This is a genomic window from Rhabdothermincola salaria, assembly GCF_021246445.1.
GTDB lineage: Bacteria > Actinomycetota > Acidimicrobiia > Acidimicrobiales > Acidimicrobilacustridaceae > Rhabdothermincola_A > Rhabdothermincola_A salaria.
The window spans coordinates 131,422-143,591 of the sequence record NZ_JAJQXW010000002.1; the positions used below are offsets into that span (position 1 = coordinate 131,422).

Below are 12,170 nucleotides of genomic sequence, written 5' to 3' on the forward strand. Positions count from 1 at the left end.
CCCACCCGGCGCTCGACACGCTGGCTCGCTGTGCTGGTCGGCTGTGCTCGTCGTCAGTGCTGCGTGGCCCGGTGCTGGGGTAGCCGGTCGGCTCGCACGTCCATGCCGCACGCGGCGCAGGTCACCCACGCCTCGCCGCTGCGTTCGGGGCGTTCGTCGACCTGGCTCTGGCGCTCGTCCACCCGTCGGTCGACATCGGGGGAGACGGAGAGTACGGGACCGGATCCGACCCGGGGACCCCATGGGGCACCCGTGGTCGAGGGGAGGGTCGTCATGACGGACCTCCTTTCGTCACGGACGACCGGCGGGGCCTCGTTGCCCCAGCGGCTGCGGTCGTCGTCATCGTGACAGGACTCCTTCCCCGAGAGGAGGGCCGATGGACCCCTCCGGACCGGGAAGCTGTGACGCCCGCCGCATGTGACGACTGACCGTGCTCGCGGCATGGACGTCGGGCGCCCTCACCCGTATCGTGACCCCTGTTGGCACCGGGATCCCCCCTCCCGAGAAGCCACGTACCGGTCAGGTTCCCCCCAACCGATCCGGTTTCTGCGACGCCCCCCGGCCCCCCCGCCCGGGGGCGTCGGCAGTTTTCACTCCCCTGCGGTCGGGACCGTCGGGCGCTGGCGCTCCTCGGCCCCGTGGCCCGGGTCGATGCCCTCCACGTGGTGCAGGCGCAGGAGCGCTTCCGGGGACGGTCCGCGGTCGACGCCCAGCGGCGCCAGGTCGAGGCAGACGTGGTCGGCGCCCACGTCGACGAGGCCCTCTCGCCGGGCCACGAACCGGTTGGGGCAGTCGTCGAGGAGGGGGACGCCGTCGGGTCCCGGGGTCCAGGCGCACCGGTCGAACTTGTCGACCTCGTCACCGGTCTCGCCCCCGAAGAGCGCGGCCAGCTCCATCTGGTCGGCTGCGGGGAAGTGCACCGCGAAGGTGTCGGCCAGGGCCCCCACCTGGAAGGTGTGGTTGGCCTTGGACAGCCAGACCGCGTAGCGCGGCGGATCGATGCCGCTCTGGGAGTGGAACCCGACCAGGCAGCCCGAGCGCTCGCCACCGGACGCGGTGGTGAGGATGATCATGGCCTGGTCACCCCGGGCCATCAGGTCGGCGAAGTCGTCGCTGACGTCGTCCATGCTCGGTCCCTTCCCGCGATCGACCACGACGAGCCCATCGTCGCACGCCGACACCGACCGGTGAGACCTGCGTCACTCGTCGGGGCACTAGCCTGACGCGATCATTGCAGGCAAGGTGAAAGGACCCGCCATGGCCTCGCTGCGCTGCGACACCCGGATCGCTCGACCTCCGGACGAGGTGTGGGCGCTCGTCTCGGATCCCGGCCGGATCGTCGAGTGGTTCCCCGGCATGGAGACGGTCGTGGTCGAGGGGTCCACCCGCACCATCACCCTGCGCTCGGGCCTCCCGCTCATCGAGGAGGTCGTCAACGTCGACCCGCGCCTGCGGCGCTTCCAGTACCGCATCGTCGGCCCCCTCCCGGTGGAGCACCACCTCGGCACCGTCGACGTGCTCGACGACGACGGCGCCACCCGTGTCGTGTACTCCACCGAGATCACCCCCGATCCCCTGGCCTTCGTCATCGACGGCGCCATCGCCGCCGCCGTCGGCGGACTGAAGACCCTGTCCGAGGGCGGCCCCACCGCCGTCACCTCCCGAACCGCAGAGCCGACCCGCACCGAGGGGGCCAGCTGATGGGCCGCAAGATCCTGCTGATCACCACCGACCAGATGCGCTACGACGCCATCGGCGCCAACGGGGGCACCATCGCCCGCACCCCCACGATCGACGGGCTGGCCGCGCAGGGCGTCGTGTACGACCGGGCCAGCCCCCAGAACGTGGTGTGCATGCCGTCGCGGGCCACCATCGTGACCGGCCAGAACGTCGCCACCCACGGGGTCTGGATGAACGGCGTGCCCCTGGCCGCCGACCACCCCGACGTGGCCCAGGTCCTCGCGGCCAACGGCTATCGCACGGCGCTCATCGGCAAGAGCCACTTCGAGCCGCTCCTCGATCCGTTCCTGCGCTTCGAGGAGAACCGCCTCGCCGTCGAGGGGCGCACGGGCCCGAGCCGCGGGTTCGAGCACATGGAGCTGGCCACCCACGGCGCGGTGGGCTTCACGCACTACGCCAACTGGATGCGGGCCAACCACCCCGAGGCCATGGGCGGCTTCTACCAGGTGCTCGACCGCGACTTCGAGGTCAACGGCGGCGGCGGCGGCGACTCGGGCGCGCCCCAGGTGAAGCACAACCCCATCGAGCGCGGCTGGTACCACACCGACTGGGTCGCCGACCGCACCATCGCCTGGCTCGACGGCCTCGACGACGATGCCGACTGGTTCTGCTGGATGAGCTTCCCCGACCCCCACCACCCGTGGGACCCGCCCGCGTCCGAACGAGGGCGGATCGACTGGCGCGAGGTGCCCCTCCCGGCCGGCTACATCGCCGATCCGGCCGAACGCGAAGCGGTGCTCGATGCCCGCGGCCGCCAGTGGCGCCTCTGGTACGACGGCGACCTGGTCTCCAACTACGAGGCGCCGGCCCGTTGGGTGCCGGCCACCCTCACCGCCGACCAGGTCCGCGAGGTCAACGCCCTCGCCCACGTCGAGAACGAGCTGATCGACGAGGCCATCGGACGGGTCCTGGACCGGGTGGGCGCACGGGGCTGGGGCGAGGACCTCGACGTCGTCTTCACCACCGACCACGGCGAGTTCCAGGGTGACTACGGGCTCTTGTTCAAGGGGCCCTACCACGTCGACTCGCTGATGCGGCTCCCTCTCGTGTGGCGGCCCGCACCCAACGCCGGGGCCACCCCGGCCCGGGTCGACCGGCCCGTTGGCCTCATCGACCTCGCCCCCACCCTGTGCACCATCGCCGGGGTGTCGGTTCCGGAGTGGATGGAGGGTCGCCCCTTGCCGGTCGACGACGCCGACGCCGACGCCCGCGGCTTCGAGCGGGTCCTGACCGAGTGGGACAGCCGGCAACCCGACGGCACCGAGGTCCACCTGCGCACGATCACCCGCGACGGCTGGGTGTGCACCACCTACGGCGCCGGCACCGTCCACGACGGCACCGAGGGCGAGCTCTTCGACCTCACCCACGATCCGCTCCAACGGGTCAACCGCTGGACCGACCCTGCCGTGCGCGCCCTGCGCGACGACCTGTTGGCGGATCTGGCCGACCACCAGGTCGGACCGGGTCCGCACCGGCGGGTGGAGGCCCCGGTCTGAGTCGGCCGGATCGCACCGGCGGGGCTCAGGTCAGCTCGGCGAGCACCTCGAGCGTGGCGTCGCGGTTGGCGTAGGGCACGGCCACGAACTCCGTCGCCCCCGCCTCCCGCACCCGCTCGATGCCGGCCTTCACGGCGGCGGCGTCGCCGACGATCGCCACGTCGGCCGGTCCGGCGACACCTTCGCGGTCGAGCATGGCCCGGTAGGACGGCAGGAAGCCGTACATCTGGAACTGCTCGGCGGCTCGTTCGCGGGCGGCGCCCTCGTCGTCGGTGACGCACACCGGGAGCGCGCAGACGATGCGGGGCGCCGGTCGACCCGCGTCCGCGGCGGCGGCACCGATGGTGGGGGCCACGTGATCGGCGATGGTGGCCGGACCGGTCATCCAGGTCACCGTGCCCTCGGCCCGCCGCCCGGCGACGCCCAGCATCTGGGAGCCGAGCGCGGCGACCAGCACGGGGACGGGTGCCGCCTCGGGGACGTCGAGGGCCAGCTTGGCGGTGAGGGTCTCCCCTTCGAAGTCGGCTGCCTCGCCCCGCACCAACGGCAGCAGGATCGACAGGTACTCGCGCAGGTGGCGCACCGGCTTGTCCCAGGACAACCCGAGCATCCCTTCGATCACGAGCTGGTGCGACAGGCCGATGCCGAGGGTGAAGCGCCCGCCCGAGGTCTGTTGGAGGGTGAGCGCCTGGGCGGCCAGCATCATCGGATGGCGGGGGAAGGTGGGCACGACCGCGGTGCCCAGCTCGATGTCGGGCACCTCGTGGGCGGCCACGGTGAGGGCGGTGATGGCGTCGATGCCGAAGATCTGCGGCATCCAGACCGACGCGAACCCCGCGTCGGCGACCCGGCGGACATCCCCGACGGCGGCGGTGACGGTGGAGGGTTGGGTGAACACGCCGATGCGCACGGTGAGGCTCCTCTCGCGCGACGAGGGCCGGCCCCCCGCCTGCCCCGCGACGCTAACTGCTCCGCTGCCGGGTCGATCAGTCGTCGGGGCGCACCGGGCGCCGATCCCGCTTGCGGGCGGCGCGCTGGCGCTTGGCCGCCAGACGCTTCTCCACCGCCCCCTTGCGGGGCCGGGTCGGGCGCCGGGGAGGCCGGACCACCAGGGCGGTGGCCAGGGTCCGGCGCAGCCGGTCGGCGGCCAGCCGGCGGTTGCGCAGCTGGGACCGCTCGTCGTCGGCCGCGGCCGTCACCACCGGTCCGAGACGGTCGAGGAGCCGGCGACGGTCGCCGTCGCGCAGCGACGGCGACGTGGCCACGTCGAAGCGCACCTCGGCCCGGGTGTGGGCCCGGTTGGCGTGCTGGCCCCCGGGACCGCCGGAGGGTCCGAAGCGCCACTGCAGCTCGTGGGCGGGGATCCGGACCCCTGCCGACACCACCAGCTCGTCGTCGGCGCTCATGCACCGGAGCCTACGCTCGGCCCATGACCGGCTCCGAGTGGATCACCGCCTTCGCCGAGCGCCTCGGCCTCCCCGCCCTCGACGACGACGCCGTGGAGGCGCTCCTCGACCTCGCCGGCGTCGCCGCCCACGCCTCCGAACGGCTGGCCGCCCCGCTCACCTGCTACCTGGTGGGTGTGGCCGGCATGGCCCCGGCCGAGGCCCTGGCGGTCGCCCGCGAGATGGCGGACGCCGACTGACGCCGGCAGCGCCTTCTCACCCCACCTCGCCGAGGGCACCGACCCCGAGATAGGTCTCGGCGAACGCCCCGACCGCCACGGGGTGGCCGAAGAGCCAGCCCTGCCCGAACTCGCACCCCGCCCGGCGCAGGGGGACCATCTGCTCCTCGTGCTCCACCCCTTCGGCCACGACCTCGCGGCCGAGGGTGCGCAACAGCTCGACGATGCGCACCACGAAGTCGTCGGCCACCGGGTCCGAGCCCATCTCCGCGATGAAGCTGCGGTCGACCTTGACGGCGTCGAAGGGCATGGTGCGCACCATCTGCAGCGACGACCACCCGGTGCCGAAGTCGTCGAGCACCAGCGACACACCCAGGTCGCGGAGCTCGGAGAGGCGCTCCACGACGAGATCCACGTCGGCCGCCAGCACATGCTCGGTGAGCTCGACGACCAGCCGACCGGGTTGCACCTGGCACCGTCGCAGCGCGTCCTGGACCACGGCGACGAGGTCGTCGGCGAGGAGCTGGGTGGCCGAGAGGTTCACCGCCACCAGCACCGGGGCCAGGTCCGAGCGGTCGGGCCATCCGGCGGCCACCTCGATCGCCTTGGTGATGGTGTGCACGGAGATGGCGCCCATGAGCCCGGAGTCCTCGGCCACCTGGAGGAACTCCGCTGGCGACCGGAGGCGGCCGTCGTCGTGGCGCCAACGCAGCAACGCCTCGGCGGCCACGACCTGACGGTCGGACAACCGCACGATGGGCTGGCACCAGACCTCGAGGGAACCGTCGTCGAGGGCGGCCCGGAGACCGACTTCGGTGCGCTGGCGCTCGCCGACCGCACGGCGAGTGGTGTCGTCGGCCAGCACGACCCGACCGCGACCTCGGCGCTTGGCCTCGTACATGGCGTGGTCGGCGTCGGCGATCCACGCTTCGGGATCACGCCACCGGGCGCCGGTGCCGTCGTCGACGGAGATGCCGATGCTGGCGGCGATGCGGAGGTGGGACTCGGGCTCGGTGGCGTTGTTGAGGGCGAGGGCCAGGCGGCGCCCGACCGCGGCGGCTGCCTGCTCCGGATCGCCCGGATCCAGGGCGTCGCACAGCACGGCGAACTCGTCGCCGCCGAAGCGAGCGGCCACGTCGCCGACCCGCACGACGCGGCGCAGGGCGTCGGCCACCCGCTCGAGCAGGGCGTCACCGGTGGAGTGGCCGTAGGCGTCGTTGACCTGCTTGAAGCGGTCGAGGTCGAACAGCAGCACGGCCGAGGGCCGGCGCGGCCCTTCGAGGTGCCGACGCAGCGCCTCGGTGAACCCGGTCCGGTTGGCCAGCCCGGTGAGGTCGTCGACCAGGGCCCGGCGACGCAGCTCCGATGCCACTCGGTGGCTCGAGCGGGCCAACCCCAGCAGGCGCGAGGCCTCCTCGGCGGCCGAGAACGAGGAGGTGGCCAGGACCTCGGCCAGCGCGGACACGTCGGCGGGCAGCGCGGCGAGCTCGACGTCGCCCTGGTCGGCGACCAGATGGCGCACGAGGTCGACGATCTCGTCGAGCGACCGCGACGCGGCGATGGCTTCGAGGACCTGGGCGGTGCCGGCCAGCAGACGGTCGCTGCGGCGCCGATCGGTGGCGTTGCGCGTGGTCAGCACGATCCCGTTCAGGTCGGGGTCGTCGAGGCGGTTGCGGGCGGTGAACTCCACCCACGCCCAGCCGCCGTCGCGATGACCGACCCGCACCTCACCGTGGACCTCTGCCCCCGGGGCGCTGAGCACCTCGAGCCGGGCCGCCCGGTAGAGGGCGATGTCGTCGGGGTGGAGCAGGTCCTCGACGCTGAGCGACGCCAGGCTCTCGTAGCCGAGGGTGGGCTCGGTGTTGCCGCCCTCGTAGCGCACGCGGCCATCAGGCCCGAGCAGGGTCACCGTCTCGGCTGAGTTGCGCAGCAACTTGGCGAGGGCGTCGGCTCCGATCGTGGGATGGTGCAGGTCGGTCACGGGGGGACGGAGGTTCAGGCGTCGCCGAGGAAGGCGGCGACGGAGGGCTCGGGGGGCCGGGCGATCACGGCTCGATCGCCCGACTCGAGCACCGGCCGCTGCATGAGCTCCGGGTGTTCGACGAGGAGGTCGACCACGGCGGTCGCCTCGCCGTAGGCGGCCTTGTCGAGGCCCAGCTCCTTGAAGCGGTCGTCCTTGCGGACCAGGTCGGCCACGTGGCCGTCGAGGTGGCCGACCAGGCGCTCGAGGTCCGCCCTCGCCGGAGGCTCCTTCAGGTAGAGCACGGTCTCGAACTCGACGCCGCGCTCCTCGAGAGCGGCAAGGGCCTGGCGCGAGTTCGAGCAGCGGGGGTTGTGGAAGAGGGTCAGGGCGGCCATGACGGTGATCGTAGAGGGGCTGGATGGGCGGTTCTTCCCGGGGTGGAGGAGCCCGCGTGGGGCACGGGGTCGGCGCAGGCCGGCGGCGCGGAGACGCCGCACCAGCTCACGGCCGTCGACCTCGACGGCCCCCAGCAGCACGGCCTCGGCCCGCATCTCCTCGGGGATGTCGTAGTGGTCGGCGTGAAAGGCCCTCGGGGGCAGACCGAGGTGGGCGGCGAAGGCGTGGAGCTCGTCGTGGTCGGAGTCGCTGACCATGTGCGACCAGCGGCGGCCGCGGAAGGTCCACACAGGAGGGTCGACGAGGATCACGGGCGGTGCCCCTCAGGAATGGTCCCGACGGCGGTGTCCCCGGCGTCGGCGACCGGGGCGGTGCGCCCGCCGGAGGTCGGCGGAGTCCCGTTCTTCGTGGACCCGGAGATCGGGTGCACCATCTCGTCGGGGAGCGCCCACGGGTCCCGGGGCAGGCGGTCGGGGTCGAAGCGCGCCAGCAGGGTCGGTGCGTCGACGGCCTCGTGGGGCTCGGCCAGGCCCAGCGAGGCACCCATGGCGGCCAGCACCCGGCCGGGCGTGCGACCCGCCGCTCGCTGGTCGGTGAGCGTCACCGAGCCGTGGCGCTTGGCCAGGCGCTCGCCATCGGGCCCCAACACGAGCGGGACGTGCGCGTAGGTCGGCTCGGGCAGGCCGAGCCAGCGGCCCAACAGGATCTGGCGCGGGGTGCTGTCGAGGAGGTCGTCGCCGCGCACCACCTCGCCGATGCCCTGGTCGGCGTCGTCGACCACGACCGCCAGGTTGTACGCCGGCGCGCCGTCGGCCCGGCGGACCACGAAGTCGTCGACCACGCCCCGACCGGGGCCGTGGATCCGATCGTGGAAGCTGGCTTCGGCCGCCTCGGCCCGGACCCGCAGCGACGGGCGCCGCCCTCCCGCTTCCCGCTCGGCCCGCCCGGCCCGGTCGAGCCGGGCGCAGGTGCCCGGGTAGGCATCGGCCGGCAGCGGGCCGTGAGGGGCGCTCACCGACGCCTCGAGCTCGGCGCGCACCTCCCGCCGGGTGCAGTAGCAGGGGTAGGTGCGGTCCTCGGCCACCAGCCGGGCGATGGCCGCCTCGTAGTGCTCGTGCCGTTCGCTCTGGCGCACGATCGGCCCGTCGTGGTCGAGGCCGAGCGCCGCCATGTCGGCGAGGGCGGAGGCTTCGTGTTCGGGGCGCGAGGCCACGGCGTCGAGGTCCTCGATGCGCAGCAGGAAGCGGCTCCCGTCGTGGCGGGCGAAGAGCCAGGCCAACAGCGCGGTGCGCAGGTTGCCGAGGTGGAGGGGCCCGGTGGGGCTGGGAGCGAAGCGGCCGTCGGGCACCCTTCCATCGTGCCGCGACCACCCCCTGATCGGCGACCTCGTCCGGGCAGGACTCCTGCGCCCTGAAGCCCGAGAACCGGCGCGGTCCAGGTCGACGTCCGACCATCAGGGACAAAGATGCCCACACATCGGGGACGCTGCAGCACTGGGCGGATCGTCTGGCTGTGAGATCCTGCGATGGTGAGATCGCGGCTCCTCGGGCGCACACCTGAACGGCGCCGCCAGTCCGTCGCTCTCGTGCTGCTGGCAGGCGCAGCGGTGGGTGTTTTGGGTGGACTCATCGGTCTGGGTGGCGCCGAGTTCCGACTGCCTTTGCTGATCGGAGCGTTCGGTTTCGCTGCGCTGCACGCCGTGATCCTCAACAAGGCCATGAGCCTCGTGGTCGTGGCCGCGGCTCTCCCGGTACGACTCTTCGCCGTGCCCTTGGCCGACATGGCCGCTCACTGGGATGTCGCCGTGAACCTGCTCGCCGGGAGTCTCATCGGCGCCTGGCTGGGAGCGGGTTGGGCGACGCGACTGCGCAGCGATGTCCTCTACCGAGTGCTCGCAGTACTGCTGGTGGGGATCGCCGTCGTGCTGTTCGCATCGCACCAAGGCGACATGGGCTCACTGGGCCTCGATGGGCTCCTGCTCGTTGTCGTGGGCGTTGCCGCCGGTGTCGGGATCGGGGTCGTCGCCTCGGTGATGGGGGTTGCGGGGGGCGAGCTGTTGATTCCCACGATCGTTCTGCTCTACGGCCTCGACATCAAGCTCGCCGGCAGCATGTCGCTCGCCGTGTCACTGCCCACCATGGTCGTCGCCTTCAGTCGATACAGCCAGGACACAAGCTTCGCGATCCTTGGAGAGCACCGCCGCTTCGTCGTGATGATGGCCGCTGGGTCGCTCGCTGGATCCGTGTTGGGAGGGGTGCTGGTGGGGGTCGTACCGGGGGCGCTTCTGATCCCAGCCCTCAGCATGATCCTCCTGGTGAGCGCGGTGAAGGTTTGGCGTCACCAGACGTAGATGGGCAGCGGTCGATCCCCCATGCCCTCACCGTTGATGGGCCCCAAGTCGTCGCAGAGCGCAGACCGCCCCGAAACGCCGGATCAGAGCGCCGGCTCGGGGCTGGACTGGTGCTGCCGCTGCCGTTTCGCCATGCGCCGGTCGGAAACGGTGAGGGGACTTCGATGGCCGGCGGGATGACGTGTTGCAAGCGCTGAACCATTAGGGCCAGCAAAGCCGCGAGGTTCAGCGCCACATTCTGGTGAAGAACTCCATCACGCTCGGCCGGTGCGCTCGCGGTGCTTGCAACCCGGCCAGCAGCAAGGCCGGCGCTGGCCTTCCTCGAGCTCCTCCCCGGTCCGCCGGATCCGCCGTTCCCGAGTGACCTGCTGCTTCGCGTCCTCGACCCAGCAGATGAACTCGTTTCGGGCGAGGGGGGTGATGTCGCGCCACGCATCGAGCGCGGTGGAGCTGGCGACCAACGCGTCGCGCAGGTCGCCAGGTAGCTCGTGGACCACCCCGCCGGGCACGGATGAATCGCTCACGAGCGCACGCTAACGCCCTACCCCGTCGCCATCGACCGCCGCCAGCAGCGCAGCGAGTTCGATCTTCTCCATGGACATCATCGCGGCCATGCCCCGTGCGGCCCTCCGTTGATGGCGGTGAACCGGGTCCGGTCGAGGCGGAAGTCCACCGTCACGGGCGTGCCCGCCGGGCCCGGGCCGACGTCGGTGTAGTTGGTGACGAGGTCGATCCCCGAGTTCGGGAAGACCGAGCAGTAGAACTCGGCGACCTCGAGCGCCTCGCTGTCGAACCACAGGTTGGTGATGATCGCCGGCATCAGCCCTGCTCCTCGGTCTCACCGCTGAGCATCCACGACACACCGAAGCGGTCCACGCACGCCCCGAACAGCGGCGACCAGAACACCGGCTCGAGCGGCATCTGCACCTCGCCACCGTCGGCCAGCGCATCGAAGGCCCGGCGGACTTCGTCGAGGTCCTCGTAGCTCAGGTGGAGCGCCACACCCTTCACACCGCCGCCGTCGCCGGTGGGGTCGTCCGAACCCATGATCAGCGATCCGTCGGGCAGGGTGAGCGCTGCGTGCATCACTGCGTCCGGGGCCATCTCCATGCCCGGATCCTCACCCTCGGGGATCTCCGACGCCGCCATGATCTCGAGTTCTCCGCCGAGGACGGCCTGATAGCGCGTCATGGCCTCTCGCGCCATGCCGGAGAAGAACAGGTACGGGTACAACGACATCGGGACCTCCTGGTAGCGAGCACGTTCGTCACTCCTATGGACGGAGCCAGCATCGCAAACTCATCGCGACGATGACGGCTGGGTCGGAGGAGAGATTGAGCTCGCCAGGCACCTGCCCCCGATCGCCGGGATCGGGTCGGGATGAATCGGCACTTCCTGCTCGGACTCGAGACCAGAGGGCCCGAGCCGGGGGTCGGGTCTGGCCGTGTCGCTCGCCCGATTTGCCCACGTCGTAGCGACAACCTCGGCGGTGACTTCACGTTGTCGCTACGACGTGGGCATTTTCACAGTCGGCGCCACCGCCCCGGAACGCCGGTTATCCGGGTGACCCACCTCCTGGGCTCTGAGGCCCCGGTAGACCGGCACCTCGGATCGCAGGCCGGACCTGCGATGCTCCTGGAGTGGCCGGCGGACGGATGCGATTCGAGTTGCCGCTGCCCACCGTCTCGCATGCAGCTCCTCTACCCTGCGGGTTGTGTGGGCCTGGCGGACAGCAGCACCTGGCGAGGACGCTGTCGCGGGTTGGTGGACCCGAGGTCGTCGTCGATGGCGACACCTCAGGTTCGGGTGGAGGCTCCTCTCGTGGGTCGTCGTGGCCTCCGTTGCCTTCGTGGCGGCGTCGCTCGCTGTCGGCCTCTTCGGTGCGAGTCTCGCTCTCGAGAGTGTCGGTGGGGTCCGAGAAGCGACGGCCTACATCGACTCCGAGCACAGCTGGTTTCCCCCCGGAACGCGCTACACCGTGGTCGTCGACGGGCAACCGCAGGAAGTGCTCCAGCCCTGGCATTCGGCTGGCGGTGACGCACTCTTTGTTGGTCTCGTTGCGGGAGGTCTTGCCGCGACGACCGTTGCCGTTGTCTTCGTCGCTGCGCTCGGAGTGCCAAGGACCCAGAGGCGGCGCCGGGCGGGTCCGACCGCGCCGCTCGCCGATTTGCCCACGTCGTAGCGACAACCTCGGCGTCGACGTCACGTTGTCGCTACGACGTGGGCATTTTCGACCTCATGCCGCTTCGGGTGACTCAGCTTCGATCGCGCGCACTCTCACCGAGATCCGATGGGCCGTCGAGCGGGGCATGTGGCCAGGCCCGTAGACACCCCGCCCGAGCCGCACCACCCGGCCACGCCGCACCTCGGCGCGCAGGGCATCGGAGACCACCTTCGAGGGACGCCCTGGGATTTGCACGCCTCGACCCTGCAAGAACTGGACGAGCTCCGGCACACGAACCTGCCCCACTCGGTGGATGTACCACGTCAGCAAGTAGCGAAATTCGAGGGACCCGACGTTCCAGTAGGTGATCGACGACGTTGGCATGCCTCGATGGTCCCAGGCCGCTGTGACAATCCGGAGCGGCGCGGTCGACACGG

The 12,170-nt window shown here is 71.6% G+C and carries 15 protein-coding genes; 4 read left to right on the forward strand and 11 right to left on the reverse strand.

The window, feature by feature from the left end:
- Positions 1-53: 53 nt before the first annotated feature.
- Both LUW87_RS09875 and LUW87_RS09880 read right to left on the reverse strand, forming a co-directional pair.
- On the reverse strand, positions 54-275 hold the full coding sequence (locus LUW87_RS09875) for a hypothetical protein (RefSeq protein WP_232671008.1): 222 nt from the start codon (positions 273-275) through the stop codon (positions 54-56).
- A 315-nt stretch (positions 276-590) separates the two neighbouring features.
- Positions 591-1,127: a flavin reductase family protein gene (locus LUW87_RS09880; RefSeq protein ID WP_232671009.1), complete on the reverse strand. Its 537-nt coding sequence runs from the start codon at positions 1,125-1,127 to the stop codon at positions 591-593.
- A 130-nt stretch (positions 1,128-1,257) separates the two neighbouring features.
- Between LUW87_RS09880 and LUW87_RS09885 the strand changes: the two genes are divergently transcribed.
- Entirely contained in the window at positions 1,258-1,701 is a 444-nt protein-coding gene (locus LUW87_RS09885; RefSeq protein ID WP_232671010.1) for an SRPBCC family protein, read from the forward strand.
- Positions 1,701-3,236, forward strand: a complete 1,536-nt coding sequence (locus tag LUW87_RS09890) for a sulfatase family protein (RefSeq protein WP_232671011.1) — start codon at positions 1,701-1,703, stop codon at positions 3,234-3,236. Before LUW87_RS09885 ends, LUW87_RS09890 begins: the two co-directional genes overlap by 1 nt.
- Positions 3,237-3,261: 25 nt before the next feature.
- Here LUW87_RS09890 and LUW87_RS09895 read toward each other — a convergent pair whose 3' ends face one another.
- Both LUW87_RS09895 and arfB read right to left on the reverse strand, forming a co-directional pair.
- On the reverse strand, positions 3,262-4,146 hold the full coding sequence (locus LUW87_RS09895) for a TIGR03564 family F420-dependent LLM class oxidoreductase (protein ID WP_232671012.1): 885 nt from the start codon (positions 4,144-4,146) through the stop codon (positions 3,262-3,264).
- A gap of 76 nt (positions 4,147-4,222) precedes the next feature.
- A complete protein-coding gene (gene arfB / locus LUW87_RS09900; RefSeq protein WP_232671013.1) occupies positions 4,223-4,642 on the reverse strand; it encodes an alternative ribosome rescue aminoacyl-tRNA hydrolase ArfB in 420 nt (139 codons plus the stop codon).
- A 23-nt stretch (positions 4,643-4,665) separates the two neighbouring features.
- On the opposite strand from arfB, the gene LUW87_RS09905 reads away from it, so the two are divergent.
- Positions 4,666-4,881, forward strand: a complete 216-nt coding sequence (locus LUW87_RS09905) for a DUF6457 domain-containing protein (RefSeq protein ID WP_232671014.1) — start codon at positions 4,666-4,668, stop codon at positions 4,879-4,881.
- A 16-nt stretch (positions 4,882-4,897) separates the two neighbouring features.
- Here LUW87_RS09905 and LUW87_RS09910 read toward each other — a convergent pair whose 3' ends face one another.
- From LUW87_RS09910 to gluQRS, 3 genes are read right to left on the reverse strand one after another with little or no spacing between them, the layout of a single operon-like run.
- On the reverse strand, positions 4,898-6,841 hold the full coding sequence (locus LUW87_RS09910) for a putative bifunctional diguanylate cyclase/phosphodiesterase (protein WP_232671015.1): 1,944 nt from the start codon (positions 6,839-6,841) through the stop codon (positions 4,898-4,900).
- A 14-nt stretch (positions 6,842-6,855) separates the two neighbouring features.
- Positions 6,856-7,530: a DUF4031 domain-containing protein gene (locus tag LUW87_RS19225; RefSeq protein ID WP_232671016.1), complete on the reverse strand. Its 675-nt coding sequence runs from the start codon at positions 7,528-7,530 to the stop codon at positions 6,856-6,858.
- Positions 7,527-8,567: a tRNA glutamyl-Q(34) synthetase GluQRS gene (gene gluQRS, locus LUW87_RS09920; RefSeq protein WP_232671017.1), complete on the reverse strand. Its 1,041-nt coding sequence runs from the start codon at positions 8,565-8,567 to the stop codon at positions 7,527-7,529. The genes LUW87_RS19225 and gluQRS overlap by 4 nt, the downstream gene beginning before the upstream one ends.
- A gap of 177 nt (positions 8,568-8,744) precedes the next feature.
- Here gluQRS and LUW87_RS09925 point away from each other — a divergent pair, with 177 nt between their 5' ends.
- Positions 8,745-9,569 carry a TSUP family transporter gene (locus LUW87_RS09925; protein ID WP_430300535.1) on the forward strand — a complete coding sequence of 275 codons (825 nt, stop codon included), beginning with the start codon at positions 8,745-8,747 and terminating at the stop codon, positions 9,567-9,569.
- Between the two features lie 254 nt (positions 9,570-9,823).
- On the opposite strand, the gene LUW87_RS09930 is transcribed toward LUW87_RS09925, so the two are convergent.
- From LUW87_RS09930 to LUW87_RS19230, 4 genes are all read right to left on the reverse strand, one after another.
- Positions 9,824-10,093: a YdeI/OmpD-associated family protein gene (locus LUW87_RS09930; protein WP_232671019.1), complete on the reverse strand. Its 270-nt coding sequence runs from the start codon at positions 10,091-10,093 to the stop codon at positions 9,824-9,826.
- A gap of 77 nt (positions 10,094-10,170) precedes the next feature.
- The gene (locus LUW87_RS09935; protein WP_232671020.1) at positions 10,171-10,389 is read right to left on the reverse strand and encodes a VOC family protein; all 219 of its coding nucleotides are present in this window, start codon (positions 10,387-10,389) and stop codon (positions 10,171-10,173) included.
- Positions 10,389-10,808: a VOC family protein gene (locus tag LUW87_RS09940; protein ID WP_232671021.1), complete on the reverse strand. Its 420-nt coding sequence runs from the start codon at positions 10,806-10,808 to the stop codon at positions 10,389-10,391. Before LUW87_RS09940 ends, LUW87_RS09935 begins: the two co-directional genes overlap by 1 nt.
- A 997-nt stretch (positions 10,809-11,805) precedes the next feature.
- A complete protein-coding gene (locus LUW87_RS19230; RefSeq protein ID WP_346742442.1) occupies positions 11,806-12,117 on the reverse strand; it encodes a hypothetical protein in 312 nt (103 codons plus the stop codon).
- Between the last annotated feature and the right edge of the window lie 53 nt (positions 12,118-12,170).